Raw genomic sequence first — 21,800 nt, 5'->3', positions numbered from 1 at the left:
TTTCAAATTTTGGAGCGGGAAACGAGACTCGAACTCGCGACCCCGACCTTGGCAAGGTCGTGCTCTACCAACTGAGCTATTCCCGCAAATCTGTACTGCTTTTGTTGCTGTCGTAACGTGTAATTCTCTGTCGTTACGGGAGGCGCATTATACGAGAAATCCGTTTAGCTGCAACCCCCCTCAAAGCGATTTTTTTGAAATTCAGTTCAAGTGCTTATTTAATCGGCAAGCTGAACAATTTAGCGACAAAAACCCGGCCACGCAAGGCGCCGGATCGCAAAATCAGAGCTTAATAAAGTTTTCGCGATAGTACGCCAGCTCCGCAACAGACTCACGGATGTCGTCCATCGCCTGGTGCGTCCCCTGCTTTGTGAAGCCGTCGAGAATTTCCGGTTTCCATCGGCGGGCCAGCTCTTTCAGGGTGCTCACATCCAGATAGCGGTAGTGGAAGTAGGACTCCAGCTCCGGCATGTACTTAAACAGGAAACGACGATCCTGACCGATGCTGTTGCCACAGATAGGCGATTTTCCTGCCGGCACCCACTGCTTCAGAAATTCAAGCGTCGCCAGCTCCGCTTCGCGGTCGCCCAGGGTGCTGGCCTTCACGCGTTCCACCAGCCCGCTGCCGGTATGGGTACGCACGTTCCACTCATCCATCAGCGCAAGCTGGTCATCGGACTGGTGAACGGCAATCGTTGGGCCTTCCGCCAGAATATTGAGATTGGCATCGGTGACCAGTGTGGCGATCTCAATAATGCGATCGCGCTCGGGATCCAGGCCGGTCATCTCCAGATCGATCCAAATCAGGTTGTTTTCGTCCGCGCTCATGTTATTTTCCACCCTTCTCGCATAACCGGCAGTAGCAGGTTAACTAGTATTAATTAGAGTGTATCATAGAGGTTTTGCCCGCTACGGGCGACCAGGAGCCAGCGCGATTGAGTAAAAATAAACTCTCCAAAGGGCAGCAGCGCCGCGTGAATGCAAATCACCAGCGCCGTCTTAAAACCACTACGGAGAAGCCCGATTACGACGACAACCTGTTTGGCGAAGCGACAGAAGGCGTTGTGATTAGCCGCTTCGGCATGCACGCCGATGTCGAATCCGCCGACGGGGATATCCACCGTTGCAATATCCGTCGCACCATCCGTTCCCTGGTGACCGGTGACCGCGTGGTCTGGCGTCCAGGTAAAGAGGCGGCGGAAGGGGTAACGGTTAAAGGCATCGTAGAAGCCGTGCATGAACGCACGTCGGTTCTGACCCGTCCAGATTTCTACGACGGCGTGAAGCCCATTGCCGCCAACATTAACCAGATCGTGATCGTTTCGGCGATTTTGCCTGAGCTTTCGCTCAATATTATTGACCGTTATCTGGTGGCCTGCGAAACGCTACAGGTTGAGCCGCTCATCGTGCTGAATAAAATCGATCTGCTGGATGACGAGGCCATGGCCTTTGTAAATGAGCAGATGGATATTTACCGCAACATTGGCTATCGCGTGTTGATGGTTTCCAGCCGCACCAAAGATGGCCTGAAGCCGTTAGAAGATGCGCTGACCGACCGCATCAGCATCTTTGCGGGGCAGTCCGGCGTAGGTAAATCGAGCCTGCTTAACAACCTGCTCGGCCTTCAGCAGGAGATCCTGACCAACGATGTGTCTGACGTCTCGGGCCTGGGCCAGCACACCACCACCGCCTCACGTCTCTATCACTTCCCGCACGGTGGCGACGTAATTGACTCCCCGGGCGTGCGTGAATTTGGTCTCTGGCACCTCGAGCCGGAACAAATCTTTAACGGATTTGTCGAATTCCATGACTATTTAGGCGCTTGCAAATACCGCGACTGTAAACATGACAACGATCCGGGCTGCGCTATCCGCGAAGCGGTAGAGAACGGAGAAATTGCGGAAACCCGTTTCGAAAATTACCACCGTATTCTCGAAAGCATGGACCAGGTAAAAACGCGTAAAAACTTTTCTGATTCTGATAACTGACAACTAAGCTAAGCGTCGCTAAAATCGTCCCCTTTTTTCAGGTTCCGGCAGCGTAATGCCGGATCAGGAACGACAAAACAATGGCCTGGAGGCTACCTTGTTAAACTCATTTAAACTTTCGCTTCAATACATTCTGCCGAAACTGTGGCTCACTCGCCTGGCGGGCTGGGGCGCGAGCAAACGAGCGGGCTGGCTGACCAAACTGGTCATCGACCTGTTCGTGAAATACTACAAGGTCGACATGAAAGAAGCGCAGAAGCCGGATACGGCAAGCTACCGCACCTTCAACGAATTTTTTGTGCGTCCGCTGCGCGACGAAGTGCGCCCGCTGAATACCGACCCGAACGTGCTGGTGATGCCAGCGGACGGCGTGATCAGCCAGCTGGGTAAAATTGAAGACGACAAAATTTTGCAGGCGAAAGGCCATAACTACAGCCTTGAAGCGCTGCTGGCCGGTAACTACATAATGGCCGATCTGTTCCGTAACGGGACTTTCGCGACCACCTATCTCTCCCCACGCGACTACCACCGCGTGCATATGCCGTGTAACGGTATTCTGCGCGAGATGATCTACGTGCCGGGGGATCTGTTCTCCGTAAACCACCTGACGGCGCAAAACGTTCCTAACCTGTTTGCCCGTAACGAGCGCGTCATCTGCCTGTTTGATACTGAATTTGGCCCAATGGCGCAGATTCTGGTGGGTGCTACCATTGTAGGCAGCATCGAAACCGTCTGGGCGGGCACCATTACGCCGCCGCGCGAAGGCGTGATCAAGCGCTGGACCTGGCCTGCCGGCGAAGAAGAAGGTTCTGTGGCCCTGCTGAAAGGTCAGGAAATGGGCCGCTTCAAGCTGGGCTCAACGGTCATCAACCTGTTCGCACCGGGCAAAGTTAACCTGGTCGACGAGCTGGAAAGCCTGTCCGTGACCAAACTCGGCCAGCCTCTGGCAGTATCGACGGAGGTCTTTGTGACGCCAGAGGTTGCGCCTGCCCCGTTGCCGGAAGAAGAGATCAAAGCCGAGCACGACGCCAGCCCGCTGGTTGACGACAAAAAAGACGAAGGCTAACAACAGAAGGATCGCTGACGTGCGCCCGATTATCGTATTACTGATGGCCTGGTGCCTCAGCATGGGGGCGTACGCAGCGACGGCCCCCGACGCCAAACAGATAACCCAGGAGCTGGAGCAGGCAAAAGCGGCGAAACCCGCTCAGCCGGAGACCGTTGAGTCACTCCAGTCTGCACTGAACGCGCTTGAGGAACGAAAGGGTTCCCTTGAGCGCGCGCAGCAGTATCAGCAGGTTATCGACAACTTCCCCAAACTCTCTCAGACCCTGCGCTCGCAGCTAAACAACCTGCGCGATGAACCACGCCAGGTCCCCGCGGGGATGACGTCCGAGGCGCTTAATCAGGAGATCCTGCAAGTCAGCAGCCAGCTGCTGGAAAAAAGCCGTCTGGCGCAGCAGGAGCAGGAACGGGCGCGTGAAATTGCCGATTCCCTCAGCCAGCTTCCACAGCAGCAAACCGATGCCCGCCGTCAGTTAAATGAGGTGGAACGTCGCATCGGGACGCAGACAGGCAGCACACCGCAGAATCAGGCGCAAAATCTTGGGTTGCAGGCGGAATCCGCCAGACTAAAAGCGCTGGTTGATGAACTGGAGCTGGCGCAGCTTTCCGCTAACAACCGCCAGGAGCTGTCGCGGATGCGTTCTGAGCTGGCGCAGAAGCAGAGCCAGCAGCTGGATGCATATCTCCAGGCGCTGAGAAATCAACTCAACAGCCAGCGTCAGCGTGAAGCTGAACGTGCGCTGGAAAGCACCGAGTTACTGGCCGAAAACAGTGCTAACCTGCCCGACAGCATCGTCGCCCAATTTAAGGTTAACCGCGAGCTTTCTGCCGCGCTGAATCAGCAGGCGCAGCGCATGGATTTGGTGGCCTCGCAGCAGCGTCAGGCCACCAATCAAACCCTCCAGGTTCGTCAGGCGCTTAACACGCTGCGTGAACAGTCCCAGTGGCTTGGCTCGTCTAACCTGTTGGGCGAAGCGTTACGCGCGCAGGTGGCTCGTCTGCCAGAGATGCCAAAACCGCAGCAGCTTGATACGGAGATGGCGCAGCTGCGCGTTCAGCGTCTTCATTATGAAGATCTCCTCAACAAGCAGCCGCAAATCCGCCAGATCCGTCAGGCTGACGGACAGCCGCTCACCGGCGAGCAAAGTCGTATTCTGGAAGCGCAGCTGCGCACCCAGCGCGAACTGCTCAATTCCCTGTTGCAGGGAGGCGATACGCTGATCCTTGAGCTGACCAAGCTGAAAGTCTCGAATAGCCAGCTGGAGGATGCGCTGAAAGAGGTCAACGAAGCCACTCACCGTTACCTTTTCTGGACGTCCGACGTGCGGCCGATGACCTTCGCCTGGCCGATTGAGATTGTGCAGGATCTGCGCCGCCTCATTTCATTGGACACCTTCAGCCAGCTGGGCCTCGCCAGCGTAATGATGATAACCAGCAAGGAGACCATCTTCCCGCTGCTGGGGGCGCTGATTCTGGTGGGCTTCAGTATTTATTCCCGTCGTCACTTCACCCGTTTCCTTGAGCGCTCCAGCGCCCGAGTGGGAAAAGTAACCCAGGATCACTTCTGGCTGACGTTGCGTACGGTGTTCTGGTCAATTCTGGTCGCGTCTCCGCTGCCGGTGCTGTGGATGACGCTCGGATACGGCCTGCGTGAAGCCTGGCCCTACCCGCTTGCCGTCGCGATTGGCGATGGCGTGACCGCCACCGTTCCGCTGCTGTGGGTGGTGATGATTTGCGCCACGTTTGCGCGGCCAAATGGTCTGTTCATCGCTCACTTTGGCTGGCCGCGTAATCGCGTTGCGCGGGCGATGCGTTACTACCTGATGAGTATCGGGCTGATTGTGCCGCTGATTATGGCGTTGATCATGTTCGATAATCTCAATGACCGGGAGTTCTCCGGCTCGCTGGGACGGCTGTGCTTTATGCTGATCTGCGGAGCGTTAGCGGTAGTGACGCTCAGCCTGAAACGCGCCGGGATCCCGCTCTATCTCGACAAGACCGGCAGCGGCGATAACATGTTTAACCGTCTGCTGTGGAACCTGCTGCTCAGCGCGCCGCTGGCGGCGATGCTGGCGGCAGCGGTCGGTTATCTCGCCACGGCGCAGGCGCTGCTCGCCCGACTGGAAACGTCGGTGGCTATCTGGTTCCTGCTGCTGGTGGTCTACCATGTTATTCGCCGCGGCATGCTGATCCAGCGTCGTCGTCTGGCGTTTGACCGTGCCAAACACCGTCGCGCAGAAATTCTGGCCCAGCGCGCTCGGGGTGAAGAAGAGCCGAACCACGTCAACAGCACCGAAGGGACCACAGACGCCGATGACGTCGAACTGGATCTGGATGCGATCAGTACCCAGTCCCTGCGGCTGGTACGCTCAATTCTGATGCTGGTTGCCCTGCTGTCGGTGATCTTCCTGTGGTCGGAAATCCACTCCGCGTTTGGCTTCCTGGAGAACATCTCTTTATGGGATGTGACGTCCACGGTGCAGGGGGTCGAAAGCCTGGAGCCCATCACCTTAGGGGCCGTGCTGATTGCGATTCTGGTGCTGATCATCACCACGCAGCTGATCCGTAACTTCCCTGCCCTGCTGGAGCTGGCGCTGTTGCAGCATCTGGATTTAACCCCCGGCACGGGCTATGCGATCACCACTATCACCAAGTATTTAATCATGCTGTTTGGTGGGCTGGTTGGCTTCTCGATGATTGGTATCGAATGGTCAAAACTGCAATGGCTGGTTGCCGCCCTGACCGTAGGCCTGGGTTTTGGTTTACAGGAGATTTTTGCCAACTTCGTTTCTGGTCTGATCATTCTGTTTGAAAAGCCGATTCGAATTGGCGATACGGTGACCATCCGCGATCTCACCGGCAGCGTCACCAGGATCAACACCCGCGCCACCACCATCAGCGACTGGGACCGTAAAGAGATCATCGTCCCGAACAAGGCGTTTATCACCGAGCAGTTTATCAACTGGTCGCTGTCCGACTCCGTCACGCGTGTGGTGCTGACCGTCCCCGCTCCGTCGGATGCCAACAGCGAAGAGGTAACGCAGATCCTCTATACGGCTGCTGAACGCTGTTCGCTGGTAATCGACAACCCGCCGCCGGAAGTGTTCCTGGTTGATTTGCAGCAGGGGATCCAGATTTTCGAGCTGCGTATCTACGCCGCCGAGATGGGACACCGTATGCCGCTGCGCCATGAGATCCACCAGTTGATTCTGGCTGGCTTCCGCGAGCACGGTATTGATATGCCGTTCCCACCGTTCCAGATGCGTCTGGAAACGCTGGACGGACGTAAGACGGGAAGAACGTTGACGTCAGCGGCGCGTACGCGCCCGGCGGGAAGTTTGTAATCCTTTCCCCCTCCCCGTCGGGAGGGGGTCAATCCTTTACGCCACTTCTGCTACACAGGCCGTCGAGCGACGACGGTAATGCTCATAAATCCCCATTGCCAGCAGCGAGAAGAAGATCGGTCCGCCAACCATCCACAGCGTGCTGTTCCAGTCATTTGCCTCAACCACGGGCTGAATGACGGTAAAGATGTTGGCGAACGCGACGACCAGCACCACAACAGTGGTCGCCAGCAGCGTCGCCGCGCGGGTTTTGAAGATCACAAACGGCCGCTCCAGATCCCGCTTCGCCTTAAAGAACGGGAACGCCAGGGTCAGGAACAGATACGGAAGCGTCATCGATACGTTCGCCATCAGGGTCAGCTTGTTATAGAACGCCGACGCGGTATCACCGCCGAAGGACACCAGCAGAATGAACACGCACACCAGCAGGCACTGCATCCACATCGCGTTGGCAGGCATACCGGCAGCGTTCAGCTGCGTCATACGTGCGGGCCACAGCGCCTTTGGCGTCCCCTGAATAATCGCTTTCAGCGGCGAGTAGATCAGCGTGAAGAATGCGCCAGTATAGGCGAGGAACATCGACAAGCCGGTAATCCGCGCAAACCAGATCCCCAGGGTGGCCGACGTTTCCGGCGCGAGATCCATGGCGTTGCCCAGCGTCACCCCCAGGCTTTTCATCAGCACGTAGGTAATGTTGCCGAGGTTGGTGGTGTTATTACTTAACATCTGCTGCCAGTTGGTGCTGACGCCCCAGAGGAAAATCGCCAGTGAGTAGCCAATGGAAATGACGATGGCGGCAAAGATAATGCCTTTAGCGAAGTTCTTTTCCGGATTTTCGGTTTTGTCGACCAGCCCGCCCACGGCTTCAATTCCACCGTAAGCAAAGATGGCAAACACCACGAAGGAGAGCATGGCCAGCCCGGACTGGTAACCCGGATTAGGCGATGAAACGAAGTTGACTTCCTGTGCGAAATGCCCGCCGTTCAGGCACAGAATGGCGATGCTGACCAGCAGCAGCACCAGGTTCAGGCACATCACGGAAATACCGCCAACGGCAGTGATACGGGCAATTTTGTTGATGCCTTTCGAGGCCACCAGGGTGACCACCACCATCCAGCACACTGCCAGAATACCGACCACCTGCGTGGAGCTCAGCCCCGCCAGAGACCAGACCTGCGTTTTATCCGCACCGAAGAGAAACGTTGAGAACGGCACCCAAACCTTGGCCGCCGTGCTGACCATCCAGACGACGTAGGATGAAAACCACATGAACGTACCGATAAACGCGTAACGCGGACCGACGCTGTTGTTCATCCACGAATAGATGCCGCCCTCTTCTTTCCGGTACGCCGAGCCCATCTCCGCCATCATCAGCGCAAACGGGATAAAGAAGAACAGAGCGGAAACGATATAAAACGGCGTCGCGCTGTAGCCCATCAGATAAAACGCGGACGGGCTATTGGCAAAGCCAAAGACTGACGTAAAAATCATCAGAATGAGCCCGGTAAGGGTCATTTTTTTGAGTGAGTGAGACATATAACCATCCGAAACGGAATTAAACTGCGCGGATGGTAGCAGATGACCAGACAAACAATGTGGCTATCCGAGTCAAATTAAGAAAAAGACCCGTATAGAGAGAAATGAGCAGTTTTTAATGTGGCAGAGTTAAATGACCGAGTAGGCCGGGTAAGCGCAGCGCCACCCGGCATTTTTTCAGGCGCGATCGACCGTAAAGGCAATCACATCGCCCAGGTGCTCGGCACCCAGCGCCAGCATGACCAGGCGATCCACACCCAGCGCCACGCCGGAGCAGTCCGGCAGACCGGCTTTAAGCGCTTCCAACAGATGAGTATCAATCGGCTGCTGCGGCAGACCGCGCGCGTTGCGCTTGCGGTTATCCTGCTCGAAACGCTGCTGCTGTTCGCGCGCGTCGGTCAGCTCGTGGAAACCGTTCGCCAGCTCGATGCCTTTGAAATACACCTCAAAACGCTCCGCCACGCGGTGATCTTCGGTGCTGATCTGCGCCAGTGAGGCCTGGCTGGCCGGGAAGTGATAGACAAACGTCGGACGATCTTTGCCAATCTGCGGTTCAACACCAAAGGTGAACAGCAGTTGCAGCAGCGTGTCGCGATCCTCTTCGTTATCCGCCACGTTGCTCAGATCCAGTTTTGCCGCCACTTCACGCAGCTGTGTTTTATCAGCCGACAGTGGATCGATTTCCAGATGGCGCTGGAAGGCCTGCTGATAGGAGAGCGTTTCAGCTTCCGCGCAATCCAGCACCTGTTGCAGCAGATCGTCAACTTCGTTCATCAGACGATACATGTCGTAGTGCGGGCGGTACCACTCCAGCATGGTGAATTCCGGATTATGGTGTCGGCCCATCTCTTCATTACGGAAGCTACGGCACAGCTGATAGACCGGACCACACCCGGCCGCCAGCAGACGCTTCATATGGTATTCCGGGCTGGTCATCAGATACAGATTCATGCCCTGAGAGTGGCCTGGGCCAACAAAACGGGTTTCAAACGGGACCAGATGAATATCCGTGACCGTCGCCTGACTCATGCACGGCGTTTCCACCTCCAGGACGCCGCGATCGGCAAAGAAACGGCGGATCTCCGCCATAATTGCTGCGCGCTTTAGCAGGTTTGGAATGGATGCGCTCGGCTGCCAGGTGGCCGTTTCGCTCATGAGTTATTTCTCCGTTTTCAGACAAGGGCACGAAGTCTACTCGTAAGCCGGGGCAGAGACAAATTTTGCACAGTAAAAGTCCTTTTTCATTGCACAGAGAAATACTGTGACGCCATTCATTAATCACGATGATAAATCACCGCACAGAACAGCAAAAAAATCGAACACGTCAAATTTCCCTCACTTCTACGCGGTTATACTGTTTTACCCATAAAGGAGCAGTGGAATCGCTTCCGCAATCGCCCGTTCGGGCAGGTGAACGTCCTTTAGTTCATCCCGTTGCGGGAAAACAAAAATCTGGAGGAATGTCGTGCAAACTTTTCAAGCCGATCTTGCCGTAATAGGCGCTGGCGGGGCTGGATTACGCGCTGCAATTGCTGCGGCACAAGCCAATCCGAACGCTAAAATCGCATTGATTTCAAAAGTCTATCCGATGCGCAGCCACACGGTAGCCGCAGAAGGAGGATCCGCCGCCGTCGCGCAGGATCATGACAGCTTCGAATACCATTTCCACGACACGGTTGCAGGGGGCGACTGGCTTTGCGAACAGGATGTCGTTGATTACTTCGTGCACCATTGCCCAACGGAAATGACCCAGCTGGAACAGTGGGGATGCCCGTGGAGCCGCCGTCCGGACGGGAGCGTCAACGTCCGCCGCTTCGGTGGCATGAAGATCGAACGCACCTGGTTTGCCGCCGATAAGACCGGCTTCCACATGCTGCACACCCTGTTCCAGACCTCCCTCCAGTTCCCACAAATCCAGCGCTTTGACGAACATTTCGTTCTCGACATTCTGGTCGACGACGGTCATGCGCGCGGACTGGTGGCGATGAACATGATGGAAGGCACGCTTGTCCAGATCCGCGCTAAGGCGGTGGTGATGGCAACGGGCGGTGCGGGTCGCGTATACCGCTACAACACCAACGGCGGCATCGTCACCGGTGACGGTATGGGCATGGCACTCAGCCACGGCGTCCCGCTGCGTGATATGGAGTTCGTCCAGTATCACCCAACCGGCCTGCCGGGCTCCGGCATACTGATGACGGAAGGCTGCCGCGGTGAAGGCGGTATTCTGGTCAACAAAAACGGCTATCGCTATTTGCAGGATTACGGCATGGGTCCGGAAACCCCGCTTGGCGAGCCGAAAAACAAATACATGGAACTCGGCCCACGCGACAAAGTTTCTCAGGCTTTCTGGCACGAGTGGCGCAAAGGCAACACCATCTCAACGCCGCGCGGCGACGTGGTGCATCTCGACCTGCGTCATCTCGGCGAGAAGAAACTGCTGGAGCGTCTGCCGTTTATCTGCGAGCTGGCGAAAGCCTATGTGGGCGTCGATCCGGTGAAAGAGCCGATCCCGGTGCGTCCAACCGCGCACTACACCATGGGCGGTATCGAAACCGACCAGCAGTGCGAAACCCGCATCGAAGGGCTGTTTGCGGTGGGCGAGTGTTCCTCCGTCGGTCTGCACGGCGCAAACCGTCTGGGCTCGAACTCGCTGGCTGAGCTGGTGGTCTTTGGTCGCATGGCGGGCGAACGTGCGATGGAGCGTGCCGCAACGGCAGGTGAAGCTAACAGCGCGGCGCTGGATGCGCAGGTTGCAGACGTCGAAAAACGCCTGAAAGACCTGGTGAACCAGGAAGGTAACGAAAACTGGTCGAAGATCCGCGACGAAATGGGGCTGTCGATGGAAGAAGGCTGCGGGATCTACCGTACGCCAGAGCTGATGCAGAAAACCGTCGACAAGCTGGCTGAGTTGCAGGAGCGCTTCAAACGCGTGCGCATCACCGACACCTCCAGCGTCTTCAATACCGATCTGCTTTATACCATTGAACTGGGCCACGGCCTGAACGTCGCAGAATGTATGGCCCATTCCGCCCTGGCGCGTAAAGAGTCCCGCGGCGCGCACCAGCGCCTGGATGAGGGCTGCACCGAACGTGACGACGTCAATTTCCTTAAACACACTCTCGCCTGGCGCGATGCGGATGGCACTACGCGACTGGACTACAGCGACGTGAAAATCACCACGCTGCCACCGGCGAAACGCGTGTACGGTGCAGAAGCAGAAGCCGCCGATAAGAAGGAGAAGGCGAATGGCTGAGATGCAAAAACTGAAAATTGAAGTGGTGCGCTACAATCCGGAAGTGGACGCCGCGCCGCACAGCGCTTTCTATGAAGTCCCTTACGACGAGCAAACCTCCCTGCTGGATGCGCTCGGCTATATCAAAGATAACCTGGCCCCAGACCTGAGCTACCGCTGGTCCTGCCGCATGGCAATTTGCGGCTCCTGCGGCATGATGGTCAACAAGGTGCCAAAGCTGGCGTGTAAAACCTTCCTGCGTGATTACACCAAAGGTATCAAGGTTGAAGCGCTGGGCAACTTCCCGATTGAGCGCGATCTGGTGGTCGACATGACCCACTTTATCGAAAGCCTCGAAGCGATTAAGCCGTACATCATCGGCAACCCGCGCACGCCGGATCAGGGGCCAAACACCCAGACGCCCGCGCAGATGGCGAAATACCATCAGTTCTCCGGCTGCATCAACTGCGGCCTGTGCTACGCCGCCTGTCCGCAGTTTGGCCTGAACCCTGAGTTTATCGGCCCGGCCGCCATTACCCTGGCGCACCGTTATAACGAAGACAGCCGGGACCACGGCAAAAAAGAACGTATGGCCCAGTTGAACAGCCAGAACGGGGTCTGGACCTGCACGTTTGTCGGTTACTGCTCCGAAGTCTGTCCGAAGCATGTCGACCCGGCCGCCGCCATTCAGCAGGGAAAGGTGGAAAGCTCGAAAGACTTTCTTATCGCTACCCTGAAACCACGCTAAGGAGTGCATGATGACGACTAAACGCAAAGCCTACGTGCGACCAATGCCGTCCACCTGGTGGAAAAAACTGCCGTTTTATCGCTTCTATATGCTGCGTGAAGGCACGGCTGTTCCCGCGGTCTGGTTCAGCCTCGAACTGCTGTACGGGGTTTATGCCCTCAAGCACGGCCCGGAAGCCTGGGCCAGTTTTGTGGGCTTCCTGCAAAACCCAATCATCGTTGTGCTGAACCTGATTGTGCTCGCCGCCGCGCTGCTTCATACCAAAACCTGGTTTGAACTGGCGCCAAAAGCAGCGAACATCATTGTAAAAGGCGAAAAAATGGGGCCAGAGCCGGTCATTAAAGGGCTCTGGGCAGTGACGGCAGTTGTCTCTGTGGTCATTCTGTTTGTCGCACTGTTCTGGTAAGGAGACTACTGTGATCAATCCAAATCCAAAACGTTCAGACGAGCCGGTCTTCTGGGGGCTGTTTGGCGCAGGCGGCATGTGGAGCGCCATTATTGCCCCGGTCATTATCCTGCTGGTCGGGATAATGCTGCCGCTGGGGCTGTTCCCGGGCGATGCGCTGAGCTATGAGCGCGTACTGGCCTTTGCGAGCAGCTTTATTGGCCGCGTGTTCATCTTCCTGATGATCGTCCTGCCGCTGTGGTGTGGTCTGCACCGTATCCACCATGCGATGCACGATCTGAAAATCCATGTGCCAAGCGGTAAATGGGTCTTCTACGGTCTGGCGACCATTCTGACGGTCGTCACGTTGATTGCCGTGGTCACCATCTGACTGAACAGGCCCGCCATCCGGCGGGCTTTTTACTTTTTCATCTTCTCCACCAGCCACCGGGAAAATTCGCGCATGGCTGGCGTTTCTGCCCGGGACTGCAATCGGGTCAGCCAGTAGCTGCCAAGCTCAATCTGCGTCGCAAAGGGCTGCACAATGCGCTCGCTGGCTAACAGATGGGTAAACATATCGACAGGCGCAATAGCAATACCCACCCCTGCCTGAGCGGCCTCCAGCATGGTCACGGACGAATCAAATACCATCACGCGGTGCGTTGGCGAAGGGGGATGCTCGCCGGCCGCCTGCATCCACGCGGTCCACTCGTCGCGTCGGTAGGAGCGCAGCAGCGTAAACCTGAGGATGTCGGCCGGACTGTGCAGACTGGCGGCAATATCAGGCGTACACAGCGGCGCGAGCGGCGCATGACAAAGAAATTCAGCCTCGGTACCGTGCCACGCCCCGCCACCGTAGCGGATCGTATAGTCAAGCCCTTCGGCAGCCGGATCAACGCGGTTGTTATGGGTGGAAAGCTGAAGATCGATGTGTGGGTAGCCACGGCGAAAATCCTCCAGCTGCGAGAATAAGACCCCGGTGGCAAACGTACCCACCACGCCGATTTTCAGCTTCTCCTGCGCACGATGGTTAGCGAAGCGATCCAGCATTCCGGCTATACGATCGAACGAATCATTCAGCACCGGCAGTAAATTTTCGCCCTCGGTAGTCAACATCAGCCCGCGCGACACGCGAACGAACAGCTGACAGTTCAGGTGCTGCTCCAGCGTTTTCACATGCTGGCTAATAGCCGAATGCGTCACGTTCAGTTCAATGGCCGCATGCGTAAAGCTGAGATGTCTTGCGGCGGCCTCAAAAGCCCGAAGCGAATTGAGGGGGAGATAGCTTCGCGTCATGGTCGCTTCCGTTAGAAAAATTAACAGCTAATGCTAAATTTAACCGTTTGTCAGGCACAGTCAAATCCAACAGACTACGCCTGTCTGACGGGCCCGGACATCCCCTTGACTCGCTATTACGGAAGATTACTGATGATGAAAAAATCCCTTTGCTGCGCCCTGCTGCTCGGCATCTCTTGCTCTGCTCTCGCCACGCCAGTGTCAGAAAAACAGCTGGCGGAGGTGGTCGCGAATACGGTTACCCCGCTGATGAAAGCCCAGTCTGTTCCAGGCATGGCGGTGGCCGTTATTTATCAGGGAAAACCGCACTATTACACGTTTGGCAAGGCCGATATCGCGGCGAATAAACCCGTTACGCCTCAGACCCTGTTCGAGCTGGGTTCTATAAGTAAAACCTTCACCGGCGTTTTAGGTGGGGATGCCATTGCTCGCGGTGAAATTTCGCTGGACGATCCGGTGACCAGATACTGGCCACAGCTGACGGGCAAGCAGTGGCAGGGTATTCGTATGCTGGATCTCGCCACCTACACCGCTGGCGGCCTGCCGCTACAGGTACCGGATGAGGTCACGGATAACGCCTCCCTGCTGCGCTTTTATCAAAACTGGCAGCCGCAGTGGAAGCCTGGCACAACGCGTCTTTACGCCAACGCCAGCATCGGTCTTTTTGGTGCGCTGGCGGTCAAACCTTCTGGCATGCCCTATGAGCAGGCCATGACGACGCGGGTCCTTAAGCCGCTCAAGCTGGACCATACCTGGATTAACGTGCCGAAAGCGGAAGAGGCGCATTACGCCTGGGGCTATCGTGACGGTAAAGCGGTGCGCGTTTCGCCGGGTATGCTGGATGCACAAGCCTATGGCGTGAAAACCAACGTGCAGGATATGGCGAACTGGGTCATGGCAAACATGGCGCCGGAGAAGGTTGCTGATGCCTCACTTAAGCAGGGCATCGCGCTGGCGCAGTCGCGCTACTGGCGTATCGGGTCAATGTATCAGGGTCTGGGCTGGGAGATGCTCAACTGGCCCGTGGAGGCCAACACGGTGGTCGAGGGCAGCGACAGTAAGGTAGCGCTGGCACCGTTGCCCGTGGCAGAAGTGAATCCACCGGCTCCCCCGGTCAAAGCGTCCTGGGTCCATAAAACGGGCTCTACTGGCGGGTTTGGCAGCTACGTGGCCTTTATTCCTGAAAAGCAGATCGGTATTGTGATGCTCGCGAATACAAGCTATCCGAACCCGGCACGCGTTGAGGCGGCATACCATATCCTCGAGGCGCTACAGTAAAACATTGCCGGGTGGCGCTGCGCTTACCCGGCCTATACAACGCGTGAACTTTGTAGGCCGGGTAAGGCGAAGCCGCCACCCGGCAAAACACCCTACACAATCTCCCGCATTTTCCCTGCTGTCATCTACACTTAACAAAAAACAGTAAGGAAACTCCTATGCGCATTCTGCCTGTTATTGCCGCAGTAACAGCCGCGTTTTTAGTGGTTGCTTGCAGTTCCCCTACTCCTCCGCCTGGCGTCACGGTAGTCAGTAATTTCGACGCACAGCGCTTCCTCGGCAACTGGTATGAAATCGCCCGAATGGACCATCAGTTCGAACGGGGCTTAGAAAAAGTCACGGTCAGCTACAGCGCGATGGATGACGGCGGGATCCGGGTCATTAACCGCGGCTATAACCCGGATCGCCAGATGTGGCAGCAGTCAGTTGGTCAGGCCTATTTCACCGGCGCGTCTAACCGCGCGGCCATGAAAGTCTCTTTCATCGGCCCATTCTACGGCGGGTATAACGTCATTGCGCTGGACAGAGAGTACCGCCATGCGCTGGTGTGTGGGCCGGATCGCAACTATCTGTGGCTCCTCTCCCGCACGCCAACGATCTCGACGGAAATGAAACAGCAGATGCTGGACATAGCGACCCGGCAAGGGTTTGACGTGACGAAATTAATCTGGGTAAAACAGCTGCATTAGTGCGTACTGAGTTTTAACCCGATGATACCCGCGACGATTAACGCGAGGCTGGCGATGCGCGCCAGACTCGCAGACTCCCCCAGCAGCAGAATGCCGGTAATGGCAGCCCCTACCGCGCCAATTCCAGTCCAGACAGCGTAAGCCGTTCCGACTGGCAAGGTTCGCATCGCCCATGACAGCATGACGATACTGACAATCATTGCGGCGATAGTGATGACGCTGGGCGTCAGGCGGGTAAAACCGTGGGTATATTTCAGGCCAATTGCCCATACCACTTCGAGCAAACCGGCAATAACAAGAACGATCCAGGACATATCAGGCTCCTTAACTTAACGACAAGTTGGGGCCGTCCCCGATGAATGAAGCGCTTACGGGTCGTCCCGCAAGGCTGAGGTTGCGCCTTATATTTTGGTTAGCATGGAATTTTTTTTCAAACTTTTTCTGCTGAACACGTTAAGGCAAGAAATAGCCTCAGTAAGGCACGGAGTTCAGGCATTTATGACTCATCCGACTTCTCTATGATGATAGGCTTTCTGATGGCAGGAAGCCAAACCACTAGCCGACTGCGAAAATTATATGTTCAAAATTCTTTTGATTGACCGTTGTCACTTCACCCGCACGGGATTTGAAGCCTGGCTCAATCATTCAGACCTGTTTTCGGGTCATTTCGTCGTAACCGGGGTAAATAATCTTTTCCTCGCCAGAGAGCATATCCTGCAATGGAAACCTGCGCTGGTCATCGCTGATTTATCGGGCTTCCGGCAGGATTTACACCATTTTCAGCAGCTGTCTTCCCTGCTTATTGCCAGCGAAACATTGCCTTTTATTATGCTGCAATCGGGGCAGGAGCAGGAGATGACAGATTATCTTGCGCAGTTCCCGATATGGTCTTCACTCTCCAAAAATACCGATCTGGAAAAACTGGCGGCGGTGATAAACGACGCGCTAACGACATGCGTAAGCGCGGAGCTTCCGGAAATGGCGGCACCGTTACTGACGCGTCAGGAAGAGAGAGTACTGACCCTGTGGATGGATGGTGCGAGCAACCAGAAAATTGCCAGCAATCTGCGCATTAACGGAAAAACGGTGTATACGTACAAACGCAATATCCGCATGAAGCTGCATATGGATACGCGTTACTCCCCGTTTTTATCGCTACAGGAAGTGGAAAATTGACGGTACGGTGAAGTTAGCTGCCGTACCGTCGCTTTCATTAGTTCTGAGCTTTAGTTGCTGCGCCAGAAATCGCGTTACCACCGTCGGAGATATCTTCCCCTACGCCACGGGTGGTGTTACATGCAGTCAGTACCGAAGAAAGCACCAGAACAGAAAAGATCGCTGCAATTGTTTTCTTAACCATAATATCTTCCTTTTATAGCCAAAGTTATTTTGTGTATAGCAACTTAAGAATAGACAAGATCTTGTCGTTTGACGGAAAAGGAAGAATTTTTAGGAAAATTAGACGGAATTAGCTGGCCGCATGGGAAATGATATGGCCGAGATCCTGAATATCTTCGCCCACGCCACGCGCGGTGTTGCAACCGGAGAGAATTGTGCTGGAGAACGCTAACAGAAGCAGAATTTTAACGGTACGTTTCATCTTCCCTGCCTGCAAAATCAGGCGCAGCGGGCGCTGCGCCTTTAATCATGACGTAAATTACTTCACGCGGGATACGTATTCGCCGGAGCGGGTATCCACTTTGATCACTTCACCGATCTGTACGAACAGTGGCACTTTAACCACCGCGCCGGTAGACAGGGTGGCAGGCTTGCCGCCAGTACCTGCGGTATCACCTTTCAGACCTGGATCGGTTTCAACGATTTCCAGCTCAACGAAGTTCGGAGGCGTAACCGCGATAGGCTGACCGTTCCACAGAGTAACGATGCACTCAGCCTGATCCAGCAGCCACTTGGCGTTGTCGCCAATCGCTTTCGCGTCCGCAGACAGCTGCTCGAAGGTTTCGTTGTTCATGAAGTGCCAGAACTCACCGTCGTTGTACAGGTAAGTCAGGTTCATATCGACAACATCAGCGCCTTCAGCGGAGTCAGTAGATTTGAAGGTTTTCTCAACACGGGTACCGGTCAGCAGGCGGCGCAGCTTAACGCGTGCGAATGCCTGGCCTTTACCTGGTTTAACGAATTCGCTGGCTTCAACCGCGTACGGTTCGCCGTCCATCATGATTTTAAGACCAGCACGAAAATCGTTGCTATAGTACGTTGCCATAAGGCCCTCTAAATTTGTTAACTGGTAGCTAAGCCACAAAATGGCGCATATTGTAACCCTAAACACCCCGTCCAGAGAAGATTGGTTATCGCAACTTGCCGATGTAATCACCAGTCCTGATGAATTGCTGCGTCTTTTAGACCTCGAACAGCACGAAGCGTTGCGTGCAGGTCGTGAGGCGAAGCGCCTTTTCGCCCTGCGCGTTCCCCGCGCGTTTGTTGCCCGAATGGAAAAGGGTAACCCTGATGATCCATTATTAAAACAGACGCTTACCTCTCAGGATGAGTTTATTACCGCCCCCGGATACAGCACCGATCCGCTGGAAGAGCAAAACAGTGTCGTACCGGGTTTGCTGCATAAATACCGTAATCGCGCCCTGCTGCTGGTTAAGGGTGGTTGCGCGGTAAATTGCCGCTATTGCTTCCGTCGCCACTTCCCGTACGCCGAAAATCAGGGCAATAAACGCAACTGGCAGGTGGCACTGGACTACATCGCGGCGCACCCGGAGCTGGATGAAATCATCTTTTCCGGCGGCGACCCGCTGATGGCAAAAGATCATGAGCTGGACTGGCTGCTGACTCAGCTTGAGACCATCCCGCACATTAAGCGTCTGCGCATTCACAGCCGTTTACCGATCGTCATCCCGGCGCGTATCACCGACGCCCTGGTCACGCGCCTGGATCAGTCCCGTTTGCAGGTGCTGCTGGTGAACCATATCAACCACGCGAATGAAATTGACGCGGACTTTCGTGCGGCGATGGCGCGTATGCGAAAGGCAGGCGTGACGCTGCTCAACCAGAGCGTATTACTGCGCGGCGTGAACGACAGCGCCCGCGTGCTGGCCGATCTCAGCAATGCCTTATTTGATGCGGGCGTAATGCCCTATTACCTGCATGTTCTGGATCGCGTCCAGGGCGCGGCGCACTTCATGGTGACAGATGAAGAGGCCCGGAAGATTATGCGCGAGCTGTTAACGCTGGTTTCGGGTTATATGGTGCCGAAGCTGGCACGTGAGATTGGCGGAGAGCCGAGTAAGACGCCGCTGGATTTGCAGCTGCGGCAGCAGTAAAAAGGCAGGTGGCGCTACGCTTACCTGCCCTGGAGATAAAGCGGCAGCGCCATCAAAAAGTTATATCAGTTCGGGCACTTATAGACCTGGCCGTTCATCTGGCTGGCGGTTGGCACAAAGCTGGACAGCATCCCCTGCGTCGGGCTGCTCACCCCGTAAATGACGTTGCCGCCCATTGCCGCAGCCTGATTACGCAGGGCATTGGCCGCACCGCGCATAGAGCCGCCCTCTTCGCCGTGCTGCCCCGACATCCAGTTGCTTTGCTCGCCAGTGGCGGTGCCTAACAGCTGGCATTCGCTGCCCGGCTTATCTTCCACAAAGCGAACGCTCTGGCCCGCTGCCGTCAGCTCATTGCTGGTGCTACAACCCGCCAGCAGCAATGCTGCACCTACAATCCCTGCACAGACTTTTATGCGCATGTTATTCCTCGTTTTCAATAAGCTGGACAGTAGTTGTCCGCGTGTAAACCTTATACTAAAAAGATGACCAAAAGAAAAATGCTGAGCATTTCTGCGAGCCAGATTCCGCTCGCACTCCTCCGACATCTTAAATGAATTCTGATAATAACCTTTGGGATATCGTGTTTTAGCCCCCGATCGTTTTTAGTGATGCGACGTACAACTTTTGTACGCGACTCAAAAAAGGGGGTTTCATGAGTGCATCATCCTCAGGAGAGGAAAAAGTAACCTGGGTGGGCTATCTGGCGTTCGTGCTCACCATCGTATTTTTCTCAGGTTTTTTCGCCAAAAGTACCGAATGGTGGCGCGTGCTGGATTTCACCGTGCTGAACGGCAGCTTTGGACCGGTGAACGGCGCGCTGACGTTTCGCGGCGAGGGCGGCACAGGAGCGAAAGACGGTTTTTTATTTGCCCTTGAACTGGCGCCCTCGGTCATTTTATCGCTCGGGATCATTGCCGTTACCGAGGGGCTGGGCGGGCTGCGCGCCGCACAACAGCTCATGACGCCCATTCTGCGCCCGCTGCTCGGCGTGCCGGGCATCTGCTCTCTGGCGCTTATCGCCAACCTGCAAAATACCGATGCAGCCGCAGGGATGACCAAAGAGTTGACTGACGAAGGGGCGATTACTGACCATGAACGCGCCATTTTCGCCACCTTCCAGACCAGCGGTAGCGCCATTATTACCAACTATTTTTCTTCCGGTGCCGCACTCTTTACCTTTATTACCGTCCCGGTGATCACGCCGCTTGCCGTCATTCTGGTGTTCAAATTTGTTGGCGCGAACTTCCTGCGACTGTGGATCGCCCACATGGAAGTTCGCCGCGTTCAGGAGGAAAAATGATCGCCCAGCCGCGTAAAAATATCATGGACCTGTTTATTGATGGCGCCCGCCGCGGCTTTACCATCGCCACCACCAGCCTGCTGCCGAACGTGGTCATGGCGTTTGTCATCATTCAGGCGCTCAAGGTAACCGGCCTGCTGGATATTGTCGGCAGGGTATGCGAGCCCATCATGGCCCTGTGGGGGCTTCCGGGTGCGGCGGCAACGGTTCTTCTGGCCTCGGTAATGAGCATGGGCGGCGGTGTGGGGGTCTGCGCCAGTCTGGTCGCTGCCGGCACGCTCAACGGTCACGATGCCACCATCCTGCTGCCCGCCATCTATCTGATGGGTAATCCGGTGCAAAACACGGGCCGTTGCCTTGGCACCGCAGGCGTCAACCCGAAGTATTATCCGCACATCATCACTATCTGCGTCATTAACGCCCTGCTCTCAATGTGGGTGATGCAGCTACTCTTCTGAGGAGATAAAAATGGATTTTTCAGTGCTGGAACCGCACCTTTTCCGCAATGCGCAGCTTTACGCTCCCGAGGATCTTGGGCATTGCGATCTGCTGATTGCCGGAGGAAAAATCGTCGCAGTCGAAAAAGCGGGCCACGCCACAACGAGGCCAGACTGTCCTGAAAGCGATCTCGCCGGAGCGGTGGTTTGTCCGGGGTTTATCGATCAGCATGTACACCTGATTGGCGGCGGCGGTGAAGCCGGTCCCCACACCCGGACGCCAGAGGTGCGATTGTCTGCGCTGGTGGCGGCTGGCATCACCTCCGTTGTTGGCCTGCTGGGCACCGACGGCGTGACCCGCCATCCCGAGTCGCTGCTGGCGAAAACGCGGGCGCTTGAGCATGAAGGGATCAGCGCGTGGATGCTGACAGGCGCGTATGGCCTGCCTTCTCCGACGATTACCGACAGTATCGAAAAGGATGTGGCGCTGATTGATAAAATCATTGGCGTGAAATGCGCGATTTCCGACCATCGCTCTTCCGCTCCGGCAGATGACCAGCTCGCGAATATAGCCGCCCAGTCACGCGTCGGCGGGCTGCTGGGTGCCAAAGCGGGGATATCCGTGTTTCACCTCGGCAACAGCCCGAAACTGCTGGAGCCGCTGCTTAACATCCTGAATAACGCCGACGTGCCCCGCACGAAGCTGCTGCCAACTCACGTCAACCGCGCCCAGGCACTGTTCCACGCCGCACTGGACTATGCCCGCGAAGGGGGGTACATCGACATCACCACCAGCATCAGCGAGCCTGTTGATGCCGCCACCGCTATCGCGACGGCCCGTGAAGCACAGGTGCCGTTTAACCGGCTCACGCTCAGCTCGGATGGCAACGGCAGCCAGCCGAATTTTGACGCAAATGGTAATCTTGTTGGCATTGGCGTGGCGGGATTTGAATCCCTGCTTGAGACGCTACAGCAGCTGGTCGGCCGGTATCACCTGCCGCTGGAGGAGGCGCTTCTGCCGTTTACGCGTAACGTGGCGGAATTTCTCGGCCTGGAGCATAAAGGGCGGATCGCGCCCGGATGCGATGCCGACGTCCTGGTGCTGACCGATGATCTGAAGATCCGCGAGGTCTGGGCGAAAGGCCGCCAGATGGTGAGTGGAGGCGTTGTGTGCGTGAAAGGCACGTTTGAGTAGAAGACAATAAA

General features: G+C 56.0%; 23 protein-coding genes and 1 tRNA gene. 14 read left to right on the top strand and 10 right to left on the bottom strand.

Annotated features, from left to right (window positions below):
• Positions 1–10 precede the first annotated feature (10 nt).
• Positions 11–86 (bottom strand) — tRNA-Gly (locus L379_RS20585).
• A gap of 196 nt (positions 87–282) precedes the next feature.
• The gene (orn, locus tag L379_RS20590; protein ID WP_003855965.1) at positions 283–828 is read right to left on the bottom strand and encodes an oligoribonuclease; all 546 of its coding nucleotides are present in this window, start codon (positions 826–828) and stop codon (positions 283–285) included.
• Positions 829–935: 107 nt separating this feature from the next.
• Between orn and rsgA the strand changes: the two genes are divergently transcribed.
• The 3 genes from rsgA to mscM all read left to right on the top strand — a co-directional run bounded on the left by rsgA (position 936) and on the right by mscM (position 6,397).
• On the top strand, positions 936–1,988 hold the full coding sequence (rsgA, locus tag L379_RS20595) for a small ribosomal subunit biogenesis GTPase RsgA (RefSeq protein ID WP_003855964.1): 1,053 nt from the start codon (positions 936–938) through the stop codon (positions 1,986–1,988).
• 97 nt (positions 1,989–2,085) lie between these two features.
• The gene (gene asd / locus L379_RS20600; protein WP_026080660.1) at positions 2,086–3,054 is read left to right on the top strand and encodes an archaetidylserine decarboxylase; all 969 of its coding nucleotides are present in this window, start codon (positions 2,086–2,088) and stop codon (positions 3,052–3,054) included.
• Between the two features lie 19 nt (positions 3,055–3,073).
• Positions 3,074–6,397 carry a miniconductance mechanosensitive channel MscM gene (gene mscM, locus L379_RS20605; RefSeq protein ID WP_017694680.1) on the top strand — a complete coding sequence of 1,108 codons (3,324 nt, stop codon included), beginning with the start codon at positions 3,074–3,076 and terminating at the stop codon, positions 6,395–6,397.
• Between the two features lie 36 nt (positions 6,398–6,433).
• Here mscM and yjeM read toward each other — a convergent pair whose 3' ends face one another.
• Together yjeM and epmA are read right to left on the bottom strand one after the other, a co-directional pair.
• A complete protein-coding gene (gene yjeM, locus L379_RS20610) occupies positions 6,434–7,933 on the bottom strand; it encodes a glutamate/gamma-aminobutyrate family transporter YjeM (RefSeq protein ID WP_015572460.1) in 1,500 nt (499 codons plus the stop codon).
• A gap of 177 nt (positions 7,934–8,110) precedes the next feature.
• Positions 8,111–9,088 (bottom strand): elongation factor P--(R)-beta-lysine ligase, encoded by a 978-nt coding sequence (gene epmA / locus L379_RS20615; protein WP_015572459.1) that lies wholly within the window; start codon positions 9,086–9,088, stop codon positions 8,111–8,113.
• 310 nt (positions 9,089–9,398) lie between these two features.
• Between epmA and frdA the strand changes: the two genes are divergently transcribed.
• Genes frdA through frdD form a run of 4 tightly spaced genes read left to right on the top strand, consistent with a single transcriptional unit; the run spans position 9,399 to position 12,692 of the window.
• A complete protein-coding gene (frdA, locus tag L379_RS20620) occupies positions 9,399–11,189 on the top strand; it encodes a fumarate reductase (quinol) flavoprotein subunit (RefSeq protein ID WP_032652278.1) in 1,791 nt (596 codons plus the stop codon).
• A complete protein-coding gene (gene frdB / locus L379_RS20625) occupies positions 11,182–11,916 on the top strand; it encodes a fumarate reductase iron-sulfur protein (RefSeq protein WP_006810403.1) in 735 nt (244 codons plus the stop codon). Before frdA ends, frdB begins: the two co-directional genes overlap by 8 nt.
• Positions 11,917–11,926: 10 nt before the next feature.
• A complete protein-coding gene (gene frdC / locus L379_RS20630; RefSeq protein ID WP_017383964.1) occupies positions 11,927–12,322 on the top strand; it encodes a fumarate reductase subunit FrdC in 396 nt (131 codons plus the stop codon).
• A 10-nt stretch (positions 12,323–12,332) separates the two neighbouring features.
• Positions 12,333–12,692, top strand: coding sequence for a fumarate reductase subunit FrdD (gene frdD, locus L379_RS20635; RefSeq protein ID WP_000609653.1), 360 nt, complete (start codon positions 12,333–12,335; stop codon positions 12,690–12,692).
• Positions 12,693–12,721: 29 nt separating this feature from the next.
• Here frdD and ampR read toward each other — a convergent pair whose 3' ends face one another.
• The gene (gene ampR, locus L379_RS20640; protein WP_003855952.1) at positions 12,722–13,597 is read right to left on the bottom strand and encodes a LysR family transcriptional regulator AmpR; all 876 of its coding nucleotides are present in this window, start codon (positions 13,595–13,597) and stop codon (positions 12,722–12,724) included.
• A gap of 132 nt (positions 13,598–13,729) precedes the next feature.
• On the opposite strand from ampR, the gene L379_RS20645 reads away from it, so the two are divergent.
• Both L379_RS20645 and L379_RS20650 read left to right on the top strand, forming a co-directional pair.
• A complete protein-coding gene (locus L379_RS20645; RefSeq protein ID WP_032652275.1) occupies positions 13,730–14,875 on the top strand; it encodes a cephalosporin-hydrolyzing class C beta-lactamase ACT-74 in 1,146 nt (381 codons plus the stop codon).
• Between the two features lie 158 nt (positions 14,876–15,033).
• Positions 15,034–15,564 carry a lipocalin family protein gene (locus L379_RS20650; protein ID WP_017694684.1) on the top strand — a complete coding sequence of 177 codons (531 nt, stop codon included), beginning with the start codon at positions 15,034–15,036 and terminating at the stop codon, positions 15,562–15,564.
• Here L379_RS20650 and sugE read toward each other — a convergent pair.
• Positions 15,561–15,878 carry a quaternary ammonium compound efflux SMR transporter SugE gene (gene sugE, locus L379_RS20655; RefSeq protein WP_015572453.1) on the bottom strand — a complete coding sequence of 106 codons (318 nt, stop codon included), beginning with the start codon at positions 15,876–15,878 and terminating at the stop codon, positions 15,561–15,563. The two genes, L379_RS20650 and sugE, sit on opposite strands and share 4 nt — an antisense overlap.
• 262 nt (positions 15,879–16,140) lie before the next feature.
• On the opposite strand from sugE, the gene L379_RS20660 reads away from it, so the two are divergent.
• Positions 16,141–16,740 carry a helix-turn-helix transcriptional regulator gene (locus L379_RS20660; protein WP_032104122.1) on the top strand — a complete coding sequence of 200 codons (600 nt, stop codon included), beginning with the start codon at positions 16,141–16,143 and terminating at the stop codon, positions 16,738–16,740.
• A 37-nt stretch (positions 16,741–16,777) separates the two neighbouring features.
• On the opposite strand, the gene ecnB is transcribed toward L379_RS20660, so the two are convergent.
• The 3 genes from ecnB to efp all read right to left on the bottom strand — a co-directional run bounded on the left by ecnB (position 16,778) and on the right by efp (position 17,788).
• Entirely contained in the window at positions 16,778–16,924 is a 147-nt protein-coding gene (gene ecnB / locus L379_RS20665) for a lipoprotein toxin entericidin B (protein WP_003855942.1), read from the bottom strand.
• Positions 16,925–17,032: 108 nt separating this feature from the next.
• Entirely contained in the window at positions 17,033–17,164 is a 132-nt protein-coding gene (locus L379_RS20670; protein WP_032652272.1) for an entericidin A/B family lipoprotein, read from the bottom strand.
• Between the two features lie 57 nt (positions 17,165–17,221).
• Entirely contained in the window at positions 17,222–17,788 is a 567-nt protein-coding gene (gene efp, locus L379_RS20675) for an elongation factor P (protein ID WP_003855940.1), read from the bottom strand.
• A gap of 40 nt (positions 17,789–17,828) precedes the next feature.
• Here efp and epmB point away from each other — a divergent pair, with 40 nt between their 5' ends.
• On the top strand, positions 17,829–18,857 hold the full coding sequence (epmB, locus tag L379_RS20680) for an EF-P beta-lysylation protein EpmB (RefSeq protein ID WP_032652269.1): 1,029 nt from the start codon (positions 17,829–17,831) through the stop codon (positions 18,855–18,857).
• Positions 18,858–18,922: 65 nt separating this feature from the next.
• Here epmB and L379_RS20685 read toward each other — a convergent pair whose 3' ends face one another.
• Complete coding sequence (locus L379_RS20685; RefSeq protein ID WP_003855938.1) at positions 18,923–19,276, bottom strand: DUF4156 domain-containing protein; 354 nt, start codon at positions 19,274–19,276, stop codon at positions 18,923–18,925.
• A gap of 233 nt (positions 19,277–19,509) precedes the next feature.
• Here L379_RS20685 and L379_RS20690 point away from each other — a divergent pair, with 233 nt between their 5' ends.
• From L379_RS20690 to iadA, 3 genes are read left to right on the top strand one after another with little or no spacing between them, the layout of a single operon-like run.
• A complete protein-coding gene (locus L379_RS20690; RefSeq protein WP_017694685.1) occupies positions 19,510–20,157 on the top strand; it encodes a nucleoside recognition domain-containing protein in 648 nt (215 codons plus the stop codon).
• Positions 20,154–20,615, top strand: a complete 462-nt coding sequence (locus L379_RS20695; RefSeq protein WP_015572448.1) for a YjiG family protein — start codon at positions 20,154–20,156, stop codon at positions 20,613–20,615. The genes L379_RS20690 and L379_RS20695 overlap by 4 nt, the downstream gene beginning before the upstream one ends.
• Before the next feature lie 10 nt (positions 20,616–20,625).
• Positions 20,626–21,789, top strand: a complete 1,164-nt coding sequence (gene iadA / locus L379_RS20700; RefSeq protein WP_032652267.1) for a beta-aspartyl-peptidase — start codon at positions 20,626–20,628, stop codon at positions 21,787–21,789.
• The last annotated feature ends 11 nt before the right edge of the window (positions 21,790–21,800 follow it).

Source organism: Enterobacter sp. MGH 33 (assembly GCF_000534535.1).
In the GTDB taxonomy this organism is placed as follows: Bacteria; Pseudomonadota; Gammaproteobacteria; order Enterobacterales; family Enterobacteriaceae; genus Enterobacter; species Enterobacter hormaechei_C.
This window is presented reverse-complemented; position numbering and strand designations above follow the sequence as displayed.

Coding starts and splice junctions, on each gene's coding strand:
- sugE (WP_015572453.1), bottom strand. CDS start 15,878: ATGTCCTGGATCGTTCTTGTTATTGCCGGTTTGCTCGAAGTGGTATGG.
- L379_RS20695 (WP_015572448.1), top strand. CDS start 20,154: ATGATCGCCCAGCCGCGTAAAAATATCATGGACCTGTTTATTGATGGC.
- iadA (WP_032652267.1), top strand. CDS start 20,626: ATGGATTTTTCAGTGCTGGAACCGCACCTTTTCCGCAATGCGCAGCTT.
- frdB (WP_006810403.1), top strand. CDS start 11,182: ATGGCTGAGATGCAAAAACTGAAAATTGAAGTGGTGCGCTACAATCCG.
- L379_RS20645 (WP_032652275.1), top strand. CDS start 13,730: ATGATGAAAAAATCCCTTTGCTGCGCCCTGCTGCTCGGCATCTCTTGC.
- ampR (WP_003855952.1), bottom strand. CDS start 13,597: ATGACGCGAAGCTATCTCCCCCTCAATTCGCTTCGGGCTTTTGAGGCC.
- L379_RS20660 (WP_032104122.1), top strand. CDS start 16,141: ATGTTCAAAATTCTTTTGATTGACCGTTGTCACTTCACCCGCACGGGA.
- ecnB (WP_003855942.1), bottom strand. CDS start 16,924: ATGGTTAAGAAAACAATTGCAGCGATCTTTTCTGTTCTGGTGCTTTCT.
- orn (WP_003855965.1), bottom strand. CDS start 828: ATGAGCGCGGACGAAAACAACCTGATTTGGATCGATCTGGAGATGACC.
- efp (WP_003855940.1), bottom strand. CDS start 17,788: ATGGCAACGTACTATAGCAACGATTTTCGTGCTGGTCTTAAAATCATG.
- L379_RS20685 (WP_003855938.1), bottom strand. CDS start 19,276: ATGCGCATAAAAGTCTGTGCAGGGATTGTAGGTGCAGCATTGCTGCTG.
- L379_RS20650 (WP_017694684.1), top strand. CDS start 15,034: ATGCGCATTCTGCCTGTTATTGCCGCAGTAACAGCCGCGTTTTTAGTG.
- L379_RS20670 (WP_032652272.1), bottom strand. CDS start 17,164: ATGAAACGTACCGTTAAAATTCTGCTTCTGTTAGCGTTCTCCAGCACA.
- frdC (WP_017383964.1), top strand. CDS start 11,927: ATGACGACTAAACGCAAAGCCTACGTGCGACCAATGCCGTCCACCTGG.
- yjeM (WP_015572460.1), bottom strand. CDS start 7,933: ATGTCTCACTCACTCAAAAAAATGACCCTTACCGGGCTCATTCTGATG.
- epmB (WP_032652269.1), top strand. CDS start 17,829: ATGGCGCATATTGTAACCCTAAACACCCCGTCCAGAGAAGATTGGTTA.
- epmA (WP_015572459.1), bottom strand. CDS start 9,088: ATGAGCGAAACGGCCACCTGGCAGCCGAGCGCATCCATTCCAAACCTG.
- L379_RS20690 (WP_017694685.1), top strand. CDS start 19,510: ATGAGTGCATCATCCTCAGGAGAGGAAAAAGTAACCTGGGTGGGCTAT.